This is a genomic window from Deltaproteobacteria bacterium (assembly GCA_009692615.1).
Taxonomy (GTDB): domain Bacteria; phylum Desulfobacterota; class Binatia; order UBA9968; family UBA9968; genus DP-20.
Genome location: SHYW01000043.1, coordinates 1 through 20,137, shown reverse-complemented (window position 1 = coordinate 20,137; position 20,137 = coordinate 1). Strand labels below are relative to the sequence as shown.

Genomic DNA, 20,137 nt, shown 5'->3' with positions numbered 1-20,137 from the left:
GACCTCTCATGGCTTCAGGAACATGGCGCGGCATTGTCGGCGTGATTAAACCGACGTACGGTTCGGGATCGCTAGTGGAGTTTATTCGACTGTTGCCCGAAGGCGTCGGCTGCATTCCTATGTACGCCGGCATCAAGGAACATTCGGAGCGCGGCTATCTCGGCGCGATGGAAACTTATCACGCCAAGGTCGCGGAGCTGGCGGAGATCGGCGTCGATCTGATGCATCCCGAGGGCGGCCCGCCGTTCATGGTGCGCGGCCACAAGGCGGAACAGGAGATCGTCAGCGGCTGGGAAGCGAAATATAAAATTCCAATCTTCACTTCCGGCATGTCACAAGCGCAAGCATTGCGCGCGCTCGGAATCAAAAAATTCGTCGGTTGCACTTACTTCCGCGATCAGAAGATGAACGATGTCTTCACGCGCTATTTTAGCGATTGCGGATTTGAAGTGCTGGGCATGGAAGGCATGGATACTTCGCCCAGCGAAGCGGACGGGATTTCTAGCGAAACGATCTATCGGCATTTGAAAGCGTCATTCAACAAACATCCGACGGCGCAGGGAATTTACTTACTGGGTTCCGGTGCTTGGGGAATCAAAGACATCGTCACGGCGGAAAACGATCTCGGCGTGCCGGTCGTCCATCCCGTCGCCGCGCGAGTTTGGTATGTGCAGAAGCTGTTGAAAATTAAAAATCCGTTGACGGGGGCGAGCCGTCTTTTGGAGGCGTTGCCGTAGGCTGGTTGTTCACGCGCTTTGGCTCGCAGACGTTAATCCGTGAGCCAGAAGAGATTGTTGTGCAGCGATTCACGGGTATGTCGGTTTAGAAATCGCAGGGTGCGTTGCAGCAAATCTCTAAAAGGAATTTGCTTAGATAGGATGATGCCGCAGTGTTCTTTGCCCGTTCCGCGATAGGTTTTGTCCAGGAGGACAAAATCTTTGACGTTGTAGGTCAAGATCGCACGCCGCTCGATCACCGCAAACGCGAGTTGCTCGACGTCAATCAGGCCGGCACGACTCCTGTCTGCGACATGGACAACATCGTAGCCCCGGTCGCGAAGAATTTCGCCAAGCAACGGCCGCACATCCTCATCCAAAAGGAGTGAGATGGCAGCCACGTTTCACCCGGCAGAATCGTTCGGTGCTTCGGAGCTTTCGAGAATATCGTGGTCGATGGCTTCTCTGTGATCGTAGTAATAAGACAGCGCATCGTAAACTTGGGCGAGATTCAGATGAGAAAACTCTTTGACCAGTTCTTCGGGCGATAGTCCTTGATAGAGAACATAGTTGACCACCGATCGTACGGGGAAGCGTGTACCGCGAATGACCGGGCTGCCGCCGCAGTAGTCCTTGTGTGACATGATGTAAGGGTGGTTGACCTTTACCTCTGGTATGCTCATTTTACTCTCCTGCAAAGACGGCTTTAATGGTAAAAGGGCTTGCCGGTGATTGCAAGCCGTTAACTGACTAAAGCTGTCCGGCCTCCTGACTCCACACTGCGAATTCTTCCAACCCAAGTTTCTCCAAGGTGTCTTTGAACGGCCGGCCGGTGCGCTCATGGCGGCCGGATTTTTTGTAGTAGTCCCAGATCATGTCCGGCAGCCATTTGGCGATGGTGAAGCCTTTGTACTTGCCGTCGGGGATCGGTTCTAAGAATCTTGGGCCGACGTCTTGCCAGTCGAAGTCGGCGATCCAGCCGCGTTGAGTACCGAAGAGGCTTTGCAAGATCATGCTGCGGTGGCCGGCTTGCAATGCTTCTTCCATGGAAAAATTCCAGCCGGTGATGGCATTGAAAGCATCGACGATGGAATTCAATCCATCTTTCTTGTGCACCTCCTGGGCGAACCAGCAGCCACCGAAGATGCCGGTGAACTGGCGGTACTGTTCTGAAAGCACATGGGACCAGACCCAACCTTCTGGGTTGTCCATTTCCAACGGGCCCCAATTTTCGTTGTCGCGCAGATCGGGTGGGGGATTTTTCGAGCCGCCGCCCTGCGGTTTCATGCCGCCGCTGGCGACTAGTTCTCTCAACATTTGGCCGAGCAATGGGCGCCATTCGTGCATTGCCGGCGTGCCGCCTTTGGTGTGCACCGCCCAATTGGGCGCGTCGCCGCCGAGCGCCTCGGCGAGTTGCTTGGGACCTTCGGCGAGCAGATTACCGAGCCAGCCTTCGCGCCGCGCCGCCATGTCGAGCAATTTGTCTACAGCTTCGACGTTGCCCCATTCGAGTTTCAAGCCGTTGGTTCGATCCGGACCGAGTAAGCCCTTCTCCCATGCTTCAAACGCGACGCCGGCGCCGCAGGAGAAGTGACTGCACTCGATGCCGAGATTGTTGATCTTCTCGGCTAAGTAGAGCACGGCGTTGCCTTTGATGCCGAGATTAAAAAAGCTGTCGAGCCATTCGCCGCCGGCGTTGAAGTGAACGACGGTGCCTTTGAATTCGCCGGCGCCCAACTTGGCGTCCCAGGGACACATGCGCGCGCATTGGAAGCAGGGACGGAGCACGACGTCGTTGTCGGCGAAGCCGGCGATGTGCGCCGGCTGGATGTCGGTGCTGCGCCAATTTAAATTATTCAGCGCGCCCCAGGCGTCGCCGTGGCCGTATTTGGTTTTCTTTTTCTTGACATCGTGTTGCTGCAAGACGTTGCGCCAACGCAAACCGGCGTCGGCGAGTTTGGCTTTATCACGATGGCCCGGCCGCAACGTGCCGCTGACGACGATGGCTTTCAATTTTTTCGAACCGAGCACGGCGCCGCCGCTATGGGCGGCGAAATGGTTGTAGTCGTTGGCGAGCATCGCGCCACGGTTCAGGTTTTCTCCCGCTGGGCCGATGCACAGAACTCTAGCGTCGCGGTTGCCGACGATCTCGCGCAGGCGATCTTCGGTGTCGCGGGTGCCGAGGCCCCAGACTTTGGCGCCGTCGCACAATTCGGCATGGCCATCTTTGATGTAGAGATAGACCGGCTTCGGCGAAACGCCCTCGACAATGACGCCGTCGTAGCCGGCGGCTTTGAGATAAGTCGCCCAGTAGCCGCTGGTGGCGCCGCGGCCGAGTGTGGTGTTGGTGAGCGGGCTCAAGTAGACCGCGGTCATCTTCGTGCCGCCGGGCGTAAATCCGTTGCCGGTGAGCGGGCCGGTCATCATGACAACTTTATTTTCCGGGCCGAAGGGCGTCGCGTTGAGCGGCAACTCATTCATTAAAATGTATAAAGCCAGCGCCTGGCCGCCGATGAACTTTTTTAAGATCGGTTCTTCGGGCAGATTCTCGTCGGTGAGCTTGCCGTCGGTTAAATTGACGCGGAGAATTTTTCCCATGTAGCCGCCGGGGAGGGGAGTGGTTCGCAGGGCAGGGAATAGGTTCATCGTGTTTCCTTATCGCGCGCCGAAGATTGCGCGGAACTCTTCGCCCGCTGGACCATATTCTTTCGCTTGGCGCGGATCGCTTGCTTGTAGTTTCACGTTGCGCAGGGAGAAAATTTGCGGGTCGATGTCGCGATGACTGGGGATTCGTCCCTGCTTGCGCAACATGCGTTGTCCTTCTACGGATAGAATGAAGCCGATCAGCAGTTTGCCAGCGCCCGGATGGGGCGCGCCTTTGGCCAACGCGATGGGATGGACGTAGGTAATCACCGGCTCGTCGAAAACATATTGCACCGGGCCGCCTTGGCCCTTGATGCGCGCGGCAATGTGAGCGTAGGTGTTGCTGACGACGTGAAATTCGCCGGCGGCTAGAAGTTGCGCCGTGATGTTGTGACCGTCGCGCAATGCCGGTTGTTGAGCGGCGAGCGCTTTCAAATAATTTCGCGCTTTGTCCTTGCCCCAGCGCCGCTGCAGGCTGACGTACCACTCGGGGTCTAAAAGATTGACGCCGATGCGGCCTTTCCAGCGCGGCGCCAAAAGATCTTCGTATTTCTTCGGCGCTTCATTCGATTTCACATGCTGGGTGTTATACGCCATGGAGTTGAGCAGCGAGTGAACGTTGACCCAATGGCCATCGGGATCTTTAAAGCCTTCGTCATAGGCCGCGGCTTCCAGCGGCACGAAACGCTGGGTGAGACCGGTCTCTTTCATTAACTGCACCTGAAATCCCGCGGAGGTGAGGACATCGACGGCGAAGCGGCCGGCTTTCGCTTCGGTGCTGGCGCGCTGTAAGACGCGTTCGCTGGTGCCGCGGTAGAAGGACGGCTTGATCGCCGGATATTTTTTCTTGAAGGCGTCGACCAGCGTGACGATCTGCTCGTTGTTGAGTGAGCTGTAGAGAACGACCTCGTCCTCGGCGCGGGCTAAGGAGAATAGGACAGATAGGACGAATAGGACCAAGGTCGATCGCAGCATCATCACTCTTGGCGTCTCAGACGTGTCCGATAAAGATCTCGTCCATGGGCAGCGTGGTTTTCATCAAGCCCTGCTCGATCTGGTAGCGGTTCATCGCCGCCAGGGTGCGTTTTTCGTTATCGTGCATCACGTAGTCATAGGGATCTTCGCCCAGCGCATCGCGTTCTTTCTGGTAACCGGCGATTTCTGCCGCCGGCATGTACTGCGACGCGACATCGCGCGCTTCCATGAAGGCACGCGTTAGCTTTGCCGGCAGGTCGGGATGCTGTTCGACGACTTTCTTGCGGATCGACAGCACATGCATGATCGGGTTGATGCCGGTTTTTTTCACGTAATCGAGAATCTCTTGGTTGTTATCGAAGAGCGGTTTGACTCCCGCGTAGGCGGCCATCATTGGCGGGGTCTCGCCGCCGCCGAAAAAGCCGGCATAGCCGTTGTCGCCGGGAACCACCGCGCCGTGCAGTTCGCCTTCGCTGAGCATTTTGGACAGCACGAGCTTTTCGCCGCCGAAGGGCGGCGGCGGATCGATGCGCTGCACTTTAACCTGCAACTCATGGCCGATGAAAACCTCTCTGCCGGAGACGAACCACTGCATGTCGGTGGTCTTGATGCCGTGGGCATCGAGCAAATAGCCGCGCGCCCAAACTACGGCGGTGGCGCCGTAGCGAAAGCAGCCAAACTTTTTGCCCTTGAGATCCGATGGATATTTCAGATGTTTGTCGCAGTGATAAATATTGCGCTGGCGCGGGCCGCGCTCGAAGAAAACCGGAATTGCCAGCAGCTCTTGGCCGTTCTCAATGGCGCGCATCAAGCTCGCCGCCGAGACTTCGCCGATATCCCATTGATCATGGAGATATTTGTAATGGCGCTCGCCGGAAGAAACGAAGTTGGGGTCGACGTCGAGATCATAGCCTTCGATGCCGACTTTGCCGTCGATGATCGCTTGGCAGCGGGGGTGGTCGGGGAGGCCGAGGGTGATGCGGGTCTTGTTTGCCATGCTTGTTCCTTTCTTAATTCTAATTTGCGAATTCCAGATTACAGATTCCAAATTCCAGATTGAAGTCCGATTCCGGCAATTTGGAATCTGTAATTTGAAATTTGGAATTATTCATCGTGCGCCGGGAAAAATCTCCCGGTAGCGGTTGCCGATCAGTTGATAGCGTCGTCCTATATCGAAAATGTCCGGCATGCGCACATCTTGGCCTTCCAATAATTGGCTCTCCGGCGATTTTACTTTCGGGTGGGCGGGCATTCTATTTGTCGTGACGATAATCTTCTGGCCTTCTTCGGAGAGCAGATAATCGCTAAACAACGCGCCGGCGAAGGGATGGGGCGCGTTGGCGCTCATGAACATCAAGCTTGGGCTGAGAAAGTACGGTTGGCTCGGCGCGAAAGCGAGCGGTGCGCCTTGCTTGCTCAAGCTCAAGACCGAATTCAAATTGGTTTCCACCGCCAGGTCGTGTTCGCCGGCGGCGAGCAGTTGGGTCATCAAGCGGCGGCCGCGGGAGTGCTGTAGATTTTGCTCGTTCAAGCGCTTCATGAAGCGCAGGCCGTTTTCTTCTCCGAGGTACTGCATCATGGTGCCGAACCAAACGTAGGACTGGCTGTCCATCACCAGTTTATTTTTCCAGCGCGGCTTCAACAAATCTTCGACGCTGCGCGGCAGTTCTTCTTTTTTCACTAAGCGGGTGTTGTAGGCGCTGACCATGACGTTGGTCATGTAGGCGGTCCACAGGCCGTCTTTGTCCTTGAAGTTATCGCGCAAGGATTCCCGCTCCGGCGAGCGGTAGCGCATGGCGATGCGCTTTTCGATGGATGCCAGCACGCCCAACTGGCCGCTCAGGACGACATCGGACATGGGTTTGCCGACACGGCTTTCGGATTCGATCCGGGTAATGATCGCGGCGCCGGAGAAATGCACGCTAGTGGCCTTGACCGCGGGATATTTTTTCATGAAGCCGTCGGCGAGCGGTTTCATCGCGGTGACGTCCATGTTGGCGTAGATCACCGCTTCACCTTCGGCTTTCGCGGCGTCGAGCAAACGTTGCTGGCGTTCGGCCGGCAAAAATTTTTCCAACGCCGCAAGCTTGGCTTCAGTGCTCTGCGCTTGAACTTTGTAGGGTGCGAGCAGCAAGATCGCGGCGAAAATTGCGCTGACGACGTTTCGGGTCATTTTCGTCCTGGGATGCCAAGCTCTTTGTGGATTTCCCTTAGCAAGGAGAAGTCGACCAGTTGCGTCATCGGCGGGCTGGCCGGCAGTTTTAACGGCTGGGTGATAGTCAAATCGATATTTTTGCGCATGGCGTCGTCGGTGGCGCCTCCGGGATTGACGGCATCGATCGCTTTGATGCAAATATTCGCCGCGCCTTCGATGACATCGCGCGAGTGGGAAAAATCCGCCTGGGCGAATTTGTAAGTGTCTTCTTTGCGGTTGAGCATGAACTGCAAGCTCTTCACCATCGCCCGGGTCCAGCGTTTAAGTTTGTCGCGCCGGTTGGCCAGGAGCGCGTCGGAAGTGGAATAGCCGGCCCAGGGCCATGGGCCCATGTCGGCGAGCACGCCGAGCTCGTTGAAGCCCTGTTTCTTCATGATGTAGGCGGCGTCGGGATTGAAGGCGCGAGCGTGAATGATGCCGTTGCGCATGGCGACGATGGAAGTTTCCGCGCCGCCGATGGTCATGAAGGTGACATCTTTTTTTGGGTCCATGCCGTGGTGCTGCAAGACCATGGAGGCAGCGACCTCGGTGGTGGCGCCCGGGCCGGTGGTGCCGATCACCTTGCCTTTCAAATCTTGCACGCGCTTGATGTTGGGCGCGCCCATCAATACAAAGAGCGATTTATCGTAGGGGAAAAAATTGGCTTTCAACGGCGCGCCGCGCGCCGCCGCGCGCATCGACGATCCGGCGATGCCGGCGACATCGATCTCGCCGGCGAGCAGCGCAGTGACCACGACGTTGCTGTTGACGACAATCCACTGAATTTCCAGATTCTCCTGGGCGAACAAGCCGGCACGCATGCCGACGAACAGCGGCAGGTAACCGAAGTCTTTGGTCGAGAGCGCGACACGGAATAGTTCAGCGCGGGCATTGAATGCTCCGTTGGCGGACGCCGCGACGAGGGCTAAAACGAAAACAATTGATTTAAGTCGGTGCGGCACTGGCTAGAGGTAGCCTTTCTCGCGAAAATATTTCTTTGCCCCCGGATGGAGCGGGATATTCAACTGGCCCGCTTCGCCGCCGCGGCAGAATTCGCGCATGGTCATCGGCCGTTTGTCGAAGTGGTCGACGGGAATTTGTTTGTAGCAAAGGTCGACGGCTTTGGCCATTTGGTAGGTGATCTCATTGGACAGATCGGAGTGGCAGAAAAATGTCCAGCCGCTAAAATCGACGCAGCGAATGTCTTGTTCCAACTTCGGGTAGTGTTTGCGCGTGAGCATGGCGCTGGGGAAGCCGAGCTTGGCCATATGTTTTGCCGCGTTGTCATCGATCGGCAAAAAGCGCATGCCGGCGTTCAATGCCGTCGGGCCCCAGCTTTTGACGCCTTCGTCGAACACCGCGTCAGCTTTGCCGGATTGAATATGATCTTTGCGCACCGAGCCGCTGGGGTTGGGCGCTTCCATGATCTTGCCGCCCCACTTTTCGATATCGCGATAGCTCATGCCGTAGGCTTTGAGTACTTCTTCGATGGCGTAGATGGTCGTCGCCAGTTTGCCGCGCCGGCGTGTCGAGATGCGCAGCGGATATTTCTGTTTTTTAATATCTTCGAGTGACTCGATGCCGATGTCTGGGCGCACGGCGAAGATCAAACGATCCCAAGTGGGAAATACGCCGATGGCGCGCAGGGGAATTTTCTTTTTGTAAAATCCGCAGCCGAGATACGCCATCGCCGACAAGCCGACCGGATTGCCAAAACCGAAGGAATATTTCTTCTTGCCGACTAGAATCGCCGGACCGGTGCCGCCCAGTTCGGAATCGCGCCAGCCCATGGCGATGTCGAGCTGGGATTGGCGCGGCAATTCGACATTGTTAAAAAATGTGAAGCCGACGAGGTTGGCGATCTCGACGCGTTTGGAAGTCGCGGCGATGGAGAGTTTGATCGGTGGTTTCATGATTTTCCTTGAATGATTCGAACCGGACGACCGTCGGTCGCCCCTACACTAATTTGTCGCACGCGCGCTCCGGCCGCCGGGACGCGGGAAGTGCAGTTCGAGATAGTTGCCTTCGCTGTCGAACATGTAAATGGTGTTGCCGCTGTCGCGTTCGACGCTGCGATGAAATTTCCCCAAAGCTTTGGCTTGCGTGAGTGCTTCAGCGTAGTCTTCCCACGCCATGTCGAAGGCTTGATGAAAAATGCCGTCCTCATCTAACGAGTCACGCTCGATCGGCCGGGGCCGCTCGAATAACACGACATCGTCACTGCCGCAGCTGTAACGGTCGAGCTTTTGCGCCACGCCGTGCACGGGAAACGAATCGGGATTGTTGGGGTTGCCGCCGACCCGGCCGATATAGGTCATACCGAGAACGCCGGTGTAAAACTCTTTGGCGCGATCCAAATTATCGACCGGAATGCCCATGTGATAAACTTTTTGTAACTTCATGAGTGATTCTCCTATTGCGGCGATTGCGGGCGTGATTCTCGTCCGAAGCGGCAGGTCTGTCAAGCGACCGGCCGGCAGATTTGCTTCCGGGGAAGTCTTCTGCTTAAGATTCGCAGCGGATGGCACAGACATTCTTCAAAGTTTTGACGCCGCAAGAAGCTCTCGCCTTGCTGTTGGCGGTGCAGCCGGTGGGCAGTGAGACGATTCGCTCGGTGCATGGGCGCGGGCGGGTGTTGGCCGAGGATCTTCATTCGACGGTCGATCTGCCCCATTTTCACCGCGCGGCGATGGACGGTTACGCGGTGATTTCGAAAGACACCTTCGGCGCCAGTCAAAGTCTGCCGGCCTATTTAAAACTGGCCGGCGTCGTCGAGATGGGCAAGGAGGCGTTCCAGCCGGTTACCAAGGGCGAGGCGATCCGCATCTCCACCGGCGGCATGATGCCGCCTGAAGCTGACGCGGTGGTGATGGTCGAGTACACCGATGAGACCGACGGCGGCTTGGTGGAAATTCATCGCGGCGTTTCGCCCTGGCAAAACGTCATTCAGATCGGCGACGATATCAAAAAGGGCGAGCCGGTTTTTTCTCGGGGACGGCGGCTGCGCGGTCATGACTTGGGCGCGCTTACCGGCGTCGGCATTTCTTCCGTCGCAGTTTATAAACGGCCGCGTATCGCGCTGCTTTCCACCGGCGACGAGATTGTCGACGTTGACGTTGAGCCGCGGCCCGGCCAGGTGCGCAACATCAACCAGCATTCTCTCGCCGGCTTGATCGAAGAAGCGGGCGGCGAGTTGAAAGATTGGGGCGTGGTGCGCGACGACCGCGTCCAGCTGACCGACGCGATCGGCGCGGCGTTGGCCTGGGGCGATCTCGTGCTCTTATCCGGCGGCAGCTCGATGGGTGCCAAGGATATCGCTCTTGAGACGATTCTGTCCTTTCCCGATTCGGAATTTATTTTTCACGGCATCTCGATCGCGCCCGGCAAGCCGACGATTTTCGCCAAAGCTTGCGGCAAGCCGATTCTCGGTTTGCCCGGCTATCCGGTCTCCGCGCTGGTGATCTTCGACCTGTTCGGCGCGCCCATGGTGCGCCGCTTGGGCGGCGAGAGTGTCGCTACGTTGCAGCGCTTTAGCCGCACCGTGCGGGCGAAGTTGAAGACCAACATCGCATCGCAAATCGGCCGCGAGGATTATGTGCGCGTGGTTTTGGAGGCCGCTGGCACGGGCTTCATTGCCACGCCGTTACCGAGCAAGTCGGGGGCGATCTTCACGCTGGTCAAAGCCGACGGCATGGTGCGCATCGAGATGAATCAAGATGGCCTCGAACAGGGTGAGGATGTGGACGTAATTCTGTTCTAGAGATTTTAACCCGAGACTTCCCAACTACCATGGCCCGCAAACGTTACCTCAAAAAAACTCCGCTGATCGAAGCGCGCGAATTATTTCTGTCGGCCGTCGATCCGTCGCGCCTCGCGGTTGAAGAGATTTTGGTCGACGACGCCCTCGACCGCATCACCGCGGCGCCGGTGTTCGCGAAAATTTCCTCGCCGCATTATCACGCCTCGGCGATGGACGGCATCTGCGTGCGCGCCGCAGAGACTTTTGGCGCCACTGAGTTTGTCGGCAAGAAACTCACTCTCGCCGATGGCGATTCGGCTGGGCCGGATTCATTCACATACGTCGACACCGGCAACGCGCTGCCGTCCTGGGCCAACGCGGTGATCATGATCGAGAAGGTGCACGAGATCGATTTCCACACGATTGAGATTTTCGAATCCGTCGCGCCGTGGAGTCACGTGCGTTTGGTCGGCGAAGATGTCGTCGCGACCGAATCGTTGCTGCCGCGCTTCCATCGTTTGCGGCCGTACGATTTGGGCGCGCTGCTGGCCGGCGGGCACACCACCGTGCGCGTCAAGGCGCGGCCCAGGGTTGGCATCATTCCCACCGGCGATGAGATCATTCAGCCGGGCGAGGAACCGACGCCGGGGGCGGTGATCGATTTCAATTCCACCGTGCTCGCCGCCTTCGTCCGTGAGTGGGGCGGCACGCCGGTAAAATATCCACGCGCCAAAGACGACGCGGCTTTGCTCAAGGCGGCGTTATTGCGCGCGCTCGCTGAATGCGATTTGGTGACGATCATCGCCGGGTCGTCGGCGGGCGAGCATGATCTGACTGCCGACGTGGTTGCCGACGCCGGCGAGTTGCTGGCGCACGGCATCGACGTGATGCCAGGCAAGCCCGCGGTGTTGGGTTGCGCCGCCGGCAAACCCGTACTTGGCGTGCCCGGCTATCCGGTGTCGGCCATCGTCATCGCCCGCGAGATTCTCCGTCCTGCGCTGGAAAAATATTTGAGCATCGCGGCGCCGACCCATCCGACGGTGCGCGCCATCGTGCCAAAAAAGATCGCGTCCCATTTAGGTCTGGAAGAATTCATCCGCGTGACCTTGGGTCGGGTGGGCGAGAAATTAGTCGCCGTGCCTTTGGCGCGCGGCGCCGGTGTGATCACCACCATGGTTCATGCCGACGGTTTGCTGCGCATTCCGAGTTTGGTCGAAGGGCTCAACGCCGGCGAAAGCGCCGATGTCGAACTGCTGCGTCCCATCGCCGATATCGAAAATACCATTCTTTGCACCGGCAGCCACGATTTGGCCATCGGCGTGCTGGAAGATCAATTGAAGCAGCGCCACCCGGAACTAAAAATCGCCGCCACCAACGTCGGTAGTCTCGGTGGCTTGCTGGCACTTCAGCGCGGCGAGACCCATATCGCCGGCACCCATCTGCTCGATCCTGCGACTGGCGTTTACAACATACCCGATATCCAGCGCGCGATTCCCAAAGTTCCCGCCGTGCTGGTGCATTTGGCGCAGCGCGAACAAGGGATTCTGGTCGCTGGCGGCAATCCGAAATCGATACGAAGTCTCAAGGATCTTGCCAGAAATGATATTCGTTTCGTCAACCGCCAAGCCGGTTCCGGCACCCGTGTGTTGCTCGATTACGAGTTGAAAAAATTATCCATCGATGGCGCTGCCATTGCCGGCTACGAGCGCGAAGAGTTCACCCACATGGCGGTGGGCGTGGCGATCGCCAGCGGCCTCGCCGATGCCGGCTTGGGTGTGCGCGCGGCGGCCAACGCCTTGCGTCTCGACTTCATTCCGGTCGCCAACGAAGAATATGACTTGATCATCGACCGTAATTTTTTTGAATCCGCCCGCGGCGCCGAACTGCTCAAAGTGATTGGCTCCGCGGGATTCAAACAAGCGGTCAATAGCCTCGGCGGTTACGACACCGCCAAAGCCGGACTCGTTCTTTACCGCCAGTAGCCAGATTTCCCAAATCCTCGCTTGCTTTGCGCTCAAGTCGGCGCGTTAAAAACACGCCGGCAAAAGGTCTCGTAACGACTAAAAAAGGGCGGCAATTCTAAGTTCGCGGCGCGGCCAATTGCGAACCTGCCCCGAGCCGTCTTGGCTTGTCCATTTCTGTACTCAGCCGATTATTTTTTCCGCTGTCTGTCTCAAGCAAATCAGCGACTTCCAGCATCGTCGCGCTTGGCACCGCCATTGCGGAAGTAAAGCGCTAGGAGTGTCTTGTCCATGGAACCAAGCTCGGAGCAGATTCGTTTGTTGACGTTGGCCGAAGCGGCGCGGCTGCTGCATGTCTCGACACGCACGTTGCAGCGCATGATTCGCAGCACCGACCTGCCGGCGCTCAAAGTCGGCGGCCAATGGCGTCTGCGCGAAAGTCAGTTGACCGAATGGATCCAACGGCGCGAAGGGCAAACCGCACGTTCAAGCCAGGCGCGCGGCGATTGACGCAGCGCCGTCGCGCGAAAGCAGACTCGCTTAAAAAAATAATTACGCAGCGGTTGACGAGCCGATAGTTGAGCGATGAGGAACATCGATACCATTCACCACCTGCCGAGCGGCGACTTTTTGCGCCAACTGCGGCGCCGTTTGCTTGGCATCATCTTGGTCGCGGTGGTGCCGATCCTGGGAGCGATCCTTTACCAAGGCAAGCTGGCTCGCGATGTGCAGCTCAGCGAAGCGCTGGAGGATTCCTGGGCGATCGTCGAAAGCGTGGCGATTCGCGAGGCGCGCTTCATCGATTCGGCAAAGCAGCTCTTGACCTTGCTCGCCGACATTTCGGAAGTGACGCGCGGCGATGGCGCAAGCTGCAACGGCTTTCTCAAGCAACTTACCGAGCATAATCGAATCTACGTCGATCTCGGTGTCGCCGACGCCAATGGCGATGTCCAATGCCGTGCTGACGAAGATGGTCAATCGGGTTTGAGCCTGGCGAAAACCAGCCATTTTCGCGCCGCCATCAAAGCGCAAAAATTCGCCATCGGCGATTATCAGCGCCATGGTTCGGCGCGGCGCAAAGTTTTAAACTTCGCCTATCCAATCGTCGATCGAGATGGCGCGACTTCGGCGGTGATTTTTGCCGCCTTGGACGTCGCCTGGATCGGTCAGCTGGCATCGGAACATAAGTTGCCCGAAGGCGCCGCATTGTCGATTCTCGATAGCAAGGGCACGATTCTAGCGCGCTTTCCCGAACCGGAGCGCTGGGCCGGCGAGCATGTTCCCGACGCCGCGCTTTTCGAGATGCTGCAATTGCGCAGCCAGTTGGCGAATAACTTGGTCGGTCTCGACGGCGTCGACCGGCTCTACGCCTTCAAACCGTTGACCGTGGCATCGGCAAGCGGACAAATTTATATCATGGTGGGCGTTCCCAAAGATGTCGCGTTCGGTCCGGTTACGCGCGACTTGGTGCGCAATCTCTTGCTACTGTTTGTCGTTGCCTTGATCGCCACCAGTGTCGCTTGGCTGATCGGCAGCAAGTTCGTCATCGATTTTGTCAAGATTCGCGCCGAGGCCGGTGAAGTTAAATCGCGGCTGGCGGCGATCGTCGAATCTTCCGAAGATGCGATCGTCAGCATGACGTTGGACGGCACCATTACCAGTTGGAACAACGGCGCCGAGTCCATGTTCGGATACCAAGCGGCTGAGGTTTTAGACCGGAAAATTGCGCTCCTGGTGCCGTCCGATCACGCCGGTGAGATTTATGAATATCTTGAGTACGTCAAGAGCGGCAAGGGCATCAATCGCATCGAGACCGAGCGGATCAAGCGCAACGGCCAGCGCTTCTTCGTTTCGGCATCGCTGTCGCCGATTCACGATCCGTCCGGCGCCGTCATCGGCGCTTCGCAGATCGCCCGCGACATCACGCTGCTGCGCACCGGCGCGGAGCAGTTGAAGTCACATGCGAACCGGCTGGAGATGCTCCATGGCGTCGCCCAAGACATCGCTGGAACGCTCTCGGTGAACGATCTCATCGATCGCGCGCTCAACCGTTTGGTCTCGGATGGCGGATTCGATTATGTCTTTGCGCGCTTTAGCCAAGCCATCGGCGGTCGTGAAACGTTCGGTGCCAGTAAGGCGGGGCTGTCGCTCGAAGAACTCGAGAGCGTGTGGCAAAGCCTGGGCGGTGATTTTGCCCAGTGCGCTTCCCAGTGCGTTAATCCTTGGTACGTCGACAATCTCGCCGCGGTGCCGGAGCTCGCCGGCTGCGCTGGCGCAGGCGTCATCAGCGCCGTTGCGGTATTGCCGGTGGGTCAGGGCGGCGAGCATGGTTCGGCGGCGTTGACGCTTTTGAGCAGCGGCGCGCGATCCTTCGGTCCCGAGGAGCGCCAATATCTGCAATCCCTGGCGCGTCAAATCGCCCTTGCTCTGGAGAACGCTCGACTTTACACTTCGTCATTGCAAGCCAACGAAGAGCTGCGCCGGGAGATCGACGAACGCAAGCGGGCGGAACGCAGCCTGGCCGATTTTACCGCCATGGTCGCCCATGATCTGCGTTCGCCGCTGTCCAATATATCTTCCATTATCGAGTCGGTGCACGATGGCTTGTTCGGCCCAGTGCCGGAATTACAAAAGAAGTGGCTGGCCAAGGTGCGCTTGAGTTGTCTAGGGCTGCTTGCCCATGTCAGCGATTTTCTTGATCTCTCAAAAATCGATGCCGGCAAGTTACAACTGAACAAGGGCCAGGTCGATCTCACCGCCTTGGTGCAGGATCGATTACAGGAGTATGGCTTTGCCGCTGAAAGTAGGCGGATTCGCTTGAATGCGGAAATCGATCCGCGCCTGAATCTGGTCTATCTCGATCGCCAGCGTATCGATCAAGTGCTGATGAATCTCATGGCAACGCCTGTAAGTTTACCGAGGCCGGCGGCACGATCCGGGTCGGCGCGTGCCTAGGCGATGGCTCAGAGGTGGTGGTCTGGGTGAAGGACTCCGGCGTCGGCATTGCCCCACAAGACATCGATACGATTTTCGAGATCTATCGCCAGGGGCAGAGCAATCCCGGCAGTTCGCTCAGCGGGACGGGACTCGGACTGGCGATCTGCAAAAAGATCGTCGAAGCCCATGGCGGGCGGATTTGGGTTGAAAGCGAACTTGGTAAAGGCAGTACGTTTTACTTCGCGTTGCCAGGGGCGGCGGAAGCGAGCGAATTTCTTATACCGGCATGAGGCCGTGCTTCTTGCGCGGCCGTTGTTCCTTTTTGTTGCGGAGCATTTCCAGAGACTGAATCAAACGCCTGCGGGTGTCGGCTGGCCGGATCGCCGCCTGGGCGAACTGTTTGGCAAGCGCTTCGAAGGGACCGCTGAAGCGTTCGAGATACTCGGCAAGTTTCTCCGTGCGGGTTTTCGCCGGATCGGCGGATTGGTCGATTTCTTTTTTGTAGAGCACGTTGACCGCGCCACCGCCGCCCATGACCGCAAGCTCAACACCAGGCCAAACGAATAACTGATCGGCGCCCATCTCGCGGGTGCACAGCGCTTGCTTGGCGCCGCCATAGCCTTTTCTCAATACGATAGTGATTTTAGGCACTGTCGCTTCAGCGTAGGCGTAGAGCATCTTAGCGCCGTGGCGGATGATGCCTTTTTCTTCCTGCTGTTTGCCAGGGAAGAAACCTGGTACGTCCATCAGTGTAACGATCGGCACGTTGAAGGCATCGCAGAATCGAATAAAGCGCGCGGCTTTGTCTGAGGCGTCGACGTCGAGGCTGCCGGCAAGAAACATCGGCTGATTGGCGACGAAGCCCACCGGTTCGCCATTCAGCCGGCCCAAGCCGATGACTAGATTACGCGCGAACTTGGCTTTCAATTCGAAAAAATCGCCATCGTCGACGATGGCTTTGATTACCTGTGTGATGTTGTAGGCGCGCTTCATGTCCTCCGGCACGAGCTTCTCCAAGTTGTCGAGCATGCGGTTGGGATCGTCGGTTGCGGTTTTGCGCGGCGGTTTCTCTTCGAAGCTCGCCGGTAAAAAACCGACCAAGCGGCGAATCATCGCCAAACATTCGTCATCGTTTTTCGCCACCAGATCGGTGACGCCGGAAATCTCCGAGTGAATTTTGCTGCCGCCCAACTCTTCCATGGTGACGGTTTCGCCCAAGACTTCCTTGATCACCGCCGGGCCGGTGATGAACATCTGCCCGGAGTTTTGCACTTGCAAAATAATATCGGTGAGAGCTGGCGAATATGAGCCGACGCCGATGCACGGCCCCATGATCGCGGAGATCTGCGGAATGCAGCCCGAAGCGATGCTGTTCTCAAAAAAGATTTTGCCGATGGCGGAAGTGACGCTCAGCCCTTCTTGGATGCGCGCGCCGGCGGAGTCGTTGAGACCGATCACCGGCACGCCGACCTTGCGCGCGGTCTGAATCGCGTAGGCGATCTTCTCGGCGTGGGCTGCGCCGACGCTACCGGCTAAAATTGAACGATCTTGCGAGTAGACATAAACCGGCCGGCCGTCGATTTTGCCGAAGCCGACGACGACGCCGTCGGAGGGCTGCTTGCGCTCGGCCATGCCGAAGTCCATGCAGGGGGTTTCCGCCAACATGAACTCTTCGACGAAAGTTCCGGGGTCGAGCAGTTTGTCGATGCGCTCGCGGGCATTTAAATTGCCCTGTTCATGCAGTTTCGCGGTGGTCTTGGCATCGCCGCCGGCGACTTTCTGCTCCAGACCGGCAAGTTTTTTTTCTAGCTCTTCGCGCGATTTTGACATGGGCACCGCCTAATCAGCCGCCGACAATTCCCATTCCTTTTAGTACCGAAAGCATCACTGCCGCGGCGATGACGGAACCGATCTGGCCGGCGGCGTTGGCGCTCATGGCATGCATGAGCAGATAACTTTTCTTATTGTATTTCTGCCCTTCGGCTTGGACGACGCGGGCTGACATGGGAAACGCCGAGATGCCGGCGGCGCCGATCAATGGATTGATCTTGCCGCCGGTCATGAGGCACATCAACTTGCCGAACAGAATGCCCACTGCGGTGTCGAGGGTGATGGCGATGAAGCCGAGCAGGAGAACCAGCAGGGTCTGCGCCTTCAAGAACTTATCGGCTTCCATGGTGGCGCCGATGCACAGGCCAAGCAGCAGCGTAACGATGTTGGTGAGCTCGTTCTCGGAGCAACTCTTGAGCCGGTCGACGCAGCCGCTTTCGCGCAGCAGATTGCCAAGCATGATGGTGGCGATCAAGGGCGCGCCTTTGGGCGCCAAGATGGATGCGAAGATGGTGACGGCAATGGGGAAAACGATCTTCGCATTTTTGGAAATGGGTGCTGACTTGGCTGCGCTCATGATAATCGCTCGCTCTTTTGCGGTGGTGAGAGCGCGCATGATCGGTGGTTGAATCAAGGGTACCAAGGACATGTAAGAGTACGCCGCCACCGATACCGCACCCAACATATGCGGCGCGAACTTCGAACTGACGTAGATAGCAGTTGGTCCATCGCAAGCGCCGATGACCGCTACGGCGATGGCGTCGAGCTTATCGAAGCCCAGTGCCAAGGCGAGCAAGAGCGTTATGAAGATGCCAAACTGTCCGGCCGCGCCGAGCAAGATAATTTTGGGATTCTGCAACAACGGCTGAAAGTCGGTCATGGCGCCGATGCCGACGAAAATGAGCAGTGGAAACACTTCTGTCAGCACGCCGGCATCATAGAAAAATCGCAGGAAGCCATCCTTGCCCATCATGTCGGCCAAGGGAATGTTAACCATGATAGCACCGAAGCCGATGGGGACGAGTAACAAGGGTTCGTAACCTTTGGCGATGCCGAGATAGAGCAGCACGCAGGCGACTGTGATCATGAAGACTTGGCCGAGGGTGAGACCAACGATGCCGGCGACTAGGCCCTGTAGGCCAGTAATTAACGCTGATTCCATGGTGATATGGTTAACCTTTTCTAAGTCTCTAAGGAGACTATGATTCCGGCTGGTAGGGAAAAACTTTTTTGATCACTAAAATTAGCAGACTCAAGATCCACAGGACGAGCATCGTGCCACCCATGCCGATCAACGCCACCGTCCAGCCGAAGGTCCAGATATCCATCGGTTCTCCTTAGATTTAATGAAGACGCGGGAGAAAAAGCTCTGCCGCGCTTATTCGATGATTGCGAGAGCTTGTTCGGCTTCGACGGCTTGGCCGGGCGCCACTTTTATTTCCTTGACGGTTCCGGAAGCGGGCGCGACGATCGGAATCTCCATTTTCATCGCTTCCATGACAATCACGACATCGTCTTCTTCGACATGTTCACCGACATTCTTCTCGATTTTTAAAATCTTGCCCACCATGGGTGCTTCAACAGTCGTTGCCAAATTGATTCTCCTTTATTTCCCAAACTGAGCGGTTGCCGGTCGCTCTAACGCCTAACCGCGGCGCCGACATTAACGTGCATTTAGTAGAGTTTCCCGTTAGTTGTCAATGCTTCTTGGCGGCTACTAGGCTTTTCCACCGAGGTCCATGGCGGTTGCCGTCGGCGCAACTTGATTTCGGCCCACCTATACGATATTGAACCAGAGAGTTTTTCTCGGAGGATAATCATGTCGAAACCAGCGGAACAAGCCGATAACGTGATGGATAACATTCCCTTTTACGATAAGTGGCAATTGGGCGAGGGGATTCCGATTACCAAAACTTTTTTCGTTTCGGATCTAAAAAAAGTCGATCTCAAACCCTGGGCTAGGACCGGCGGTAGCGGCGCGTTTATTAACATGGAAGGCGCGGAAGGCGCCACCGGCGCCTATGTCAGCGAGATCGCCGCCGGTAAGAAGCTCAATCCCATGAAGCATCTCTACGAGGATCTCCATTTCGTTCTCAAGGGACGGGGTGCGACGACGATTTGGAACGATAAGGGCGCCAAGCAGACGTTCGAATGGCACGACGGTAGTCTGTTCGCTTTGCCGCTCAACTGCACCTATCAGCACTTCAACGGTTCGGGCGACGAGCCGGCGCGATTTTTCTCGGTCAACAGCATGCCGATCGTTTTCAATCTTTTTCATGACGCCGATTTTATTTTCAACACGCCGCGCGATTTCCAAGATCGCTTCGATGGCGATCCGGAATATTTTAGCGGCAAGGGCAAAGCCTATCCGGGCCGCGTATGGGATACCAATTTCATCGCCGACGCGCGCAGTTTCGCCCTGGAAGATTGGGTCGAGCGCGGTGGCGGCGGCAAGAACGTCATGTTGGAAATGGCCAGCGGCTCCATGGCGGCGCATATCTCGGAATTTCCCATCGGTACTTATAAGAAAGCCCATCGTCACGGCCCCGGCTTCAACGTCATCATCATCAAGGGCAAAGGCTTCTCGATGTTTTGGCGCCAGGGCGAAGAGCCCAAGCGTTACGATTGGCAGGATGGCAGCGTGTTTACACCGCCAGCGATGATGTGGCATCAACATTTCAACACCGGCGCCACCGGCGCACGCTATCTGCCGCCGCGTTTGGGCGGGATCAAGTACAGCTTGGGCGAAGGCTTCGGAGACATCACCAAAGTCGACAAGGATGTCAAAGCCGGCGGCAATCAGATCGAATATTTCGACGAGGATGCAAACATCCGTAAGATGTTCGAAGAAGAGCTTGCAAAGTCCGGCACCAGTACCAAGATGGATCCGAATTTTTACAAGCGGCCGTAAAGTTAATTCGTGAATTGTTCCAAATCCCCGCCAGCGTTAGCTGTGCGGGGATTTTTTTGCTTCGGCCGGCGGCGAATTTTAATGTCGTAGCAACGTCAATATGTCATGTTAACAGCAACGCGATTATGTCAGGGTAGTGCGTTGGGTTGAGGTCGTAAGTTAGAAACCTGGCCATAGCGGAACCCCACCTTGTTGGAGTTGGTTCGATATAGGCCAAGTGTGTGCGTCGTT

General features: G+C 57.1%; 20 protein-coding genes. 7 read left to right on the top strand and 13 right to left on the bottom strand.

What is annotated here, in order from left to right:
- Positions 1-8: 8 nt before the first annotated feature.
- Positions 9-737: a hypothetical protein gene (locus EXR70_12190; GenBank protein ID MSP39242.1), complete on the top strand. Its 729-nt coding sequence runs from the start codon at positions 9-11 to the stop codon at positions 735-737.
- Between the two features lie 32 nt (positions 738-769).
- Here EXR70_12190 and EXR70_12185 read toward each other — a convergent pair whose 3' ends face one another.
- From EXR70_12185 to EXR70_12145, 9 genes are all read right to left on the bottom strand, one after another.
- A complete protein-coding gene (locus tag EXR70_12185) occupies positions 770-1,117 on the bottom strand; it encodes a hypothetical protein (GenBank protein ID MSP39241.1) in 348 nt (115 codons plus the stop codon).
- Between the two features lie 3 nt (positions 1,118-1,120).
- The gene (locus tag EXR70_12180; GenBank protein MSP39240.1) at positions 1,121-1,558 is read right to left on the bottom strand and encodes a DUF433 domain-containing protein; all 438 of its coding nucleotides are present in this window, start codon (positions 1,556-1,558) and stop codon (positions 1,121-1,123) included.
- Positions 1,467-3,362: a hypothetical protein gene (locus tag EXR70_12175; GenBank protein ID MSP39239.1), complete on the bottom strand. Its 1,896-nt coding sequence runs from the start codon at positions 3,360-3,362 to the stop codon at positions 1,467-1,469. Before EXR70_12175 ends, EXR70_12180 begins: the two co-directional genes overlap by 92 nt.
- Before the next feature lie 9 nt (positions 3,363-3,371).
- Positions 3,372-4,340 carry an extracellular solute-binding protein gene (locus EXR70_12170; GenBank protein MSP39238.1) on the bottom strand — a complete coding sequence of 323 codons (969 nt, stop codon included), beginning with the start codon at positions 4,338-4,340 and terminating at the stop codon, positions 3,372-3,374.
- Between the two features lie 10 nt (positions 4,341-4,350).
- A complete protein-coding gene (locus tag EXR70_12165) occupies positions 4,351-5,331 on the bottom strand; it encodes a hypothetical protein (protein MSP39237.1) in 981 nt (326 codons plus the stop codon).
- 111 nt (positions 5,332-5,442) lie between these two features.
- Positions 5,443-6,507: an extracellular solute-binding protein gene (locus EXR70_12160; protein ID MSP39236.1), complete on the bottom strand. Its 1,065-nt coding sequence runs from the start codon at positions 6,505-6,507 to the stop codon at positions 5,443-5,445.
- Positions 6,504-7,490: an ABC transporter substrate-binding protein gene (locus EXR70_12155; GenBank protein MSP39235.1), complete on the bottom strand. Its 987-nt coding sequence runs from the start codon at positions 7,488-7,490 to the stop codon at positions 6,504-6,506. Before EXR70_12155 ends, EXR70_12160 begins: the two co-directional genes overlap by 4 nt.
- Before the next feature lie 3 nt (positions 7,491-7,493).
- Positions 7,494-8,441: a hypothetical protein gene (locus EXR70_12150; protein MSP39234.1), complete on the bottom strand. Its 948-nt coding sequence runs from the start codon at positions 8,439-8,441 to the stop codon at positions 7,494-7,496.
- Between the two features lie 48 nt (positions 8,442-8,489).
- Positions 8,490-8,930 carry a VOC family protein gene (locus tag EXR70_12145; protein ID MSP39233.1) on the bottom strand — a complete coding sequence of 147 codons (441 nt, stop codon included), beginning with the start codon at positions 8,928-8,930 and terminating at the stop codon, positions 8,490-8,492.
- 119 nt (positions 8,931-9,049) lie between these two features.
- Between EXR70_12145 and EXR70_12140 the strand changes: the two genes are divergently transcribed.
- The 5 genes from EXR70_12140 to EXR70_12120 all read left to right on the top strand — a co-directional run bounded on the left by EXR70_12140 (position 9,050) and on the right by EXR70_12120 (position 15,455).
- Entirely contained in the window at positions 9,050-10,288 is a 1,239-nt protein-coding gene (locus EXR70_12140; protein MSP39232.1) for a molybdopterin molybdenumtransferase MoeA, read from the top strand.
- 29 nt (positions 10,289-10,317) lie between these two features.
- Positions 10,318-12,249: a molybdopterin biosynthesis protein gene (locus tag EXR70_12135; protein ID MSP39231.1), complete on the top strand. Its 1,932-nt coding sequence runs from the start codon at positions 10,318-10,320 to the stop codon at positions 12,247-12,249.
- Positions 12,250-12,519: 270 nt separating this feature from the next.
- Positions 12,520-12,738 (top strand): DNA-binding protein, encoded by a 219-nt coding sequence (locus EXR70_12130; GenBank protein MSP39230.1) that lies wholly within the window; start codon positions 12,520-12,522, stop codon positions 12,736-12,738.
- 75 nt (positions 12,739-12,813) lie between these two features.
- Positions 12,814-15,183 carry a PAS domain S-box protein gene (locus EXR70_12125; protein ID MSP39229.1) on the top strand — a complete coding sequence of 790 codons (2,370 nt, stop codon included), beginning with the start codon at positions 12,814-12,816 and terminating at the stop codon, positions 15,181-15,183.
- Positions 15,162-15,455 (top strand): HAMP domain-containing histidine kinase, encoded by a 294-nt coding sequence (locus EXR70_12120; GenBank protein MSP39228.1) that lies wholly within the window; start codon positions 15,162-15,164, stop codon positions 15,453-15,455. Before EXR70_12125 ends, EXR70_12120 begins: the two co-directional genes overlap by 22 nt.
- Here the strand turns inward: EXR70_12120 and EXR70_12115 are convergent.
- From EXR70_12115 to EXR70_12100, 4 genes are read right to left on the bottom strand one after another with little or no spacing between them, the layout of a single operon-like run.
- On the bottom strand, positions 15,442-16,995 hold the full coding sequence (locus EXR70_12115; GenBank protein ID MSP39227.1) for an acyl-CoA carboxylase subunit beta: 1,554 nt from the start codon (positions 16,993-16,995) through the stop codon (positions 15,442-15,444). The genes EXR70_12120 and EXR70_12115 overlap by 14 nt on opposite strands.
- 13 nt (positions 16,996-17,008) lie before the next feature.
- A complete protein-coding gene (locus EXR70_12110; GenBank protein MSP39226.1) occupies positions 17,009-18,157 on the bottom strand; it encodes a sodium ion-translocating decarboxylase subunit beta in 1,149 nt (382 codons plus the stop codon).
- A 37-nt stretch (positions 18,158-18,194) separates the two neighbouring features.
- Positions 18,195-18,323 carry a hypothetical protein gene (locus EXR70_12105; protein MSP39225.1) on the bottom strand — a complete coding sequence of 43 codons (129 nt, stop codon included), beginning with the start codon at positions 18,321-18,323 and terminating at the stop codon, positions 18,195-18,197.
- 50 nt (positions 18,324-18,373) lie between these two features.
- Positions 18,374-18,565 (bottom strand): acetyl-CoA carboxylase biotin carboxyl carrier protein subunit, encoded by a 192-nt coding sequence (locus tag EXR70_12100; GenBank protein ID MSP39224.1) that lies wholly within the window; start codon positions 18,563-18,565, stop codon positions 18,374-18,376.
- A gap of 249 nt (positions 18,566-18,814) precedes the next feature.
- Here EXR70_12100 and EXR70_12095 point away from each other — a divergent pair, with 249 nt between their 5' ends.
- Complete coding sequence (locus EXR70_12095) at positions 18,815-19,906, top strand: ethanolamine ammonia lyase-activating protein (protein MSP39223.1); 1,092 nt, start codon at positions 18,815-18,817, stop codon at positions 19,904-19,906.
- Positions 19,907-20,137 lie beyond the last annotated feature (231 nt).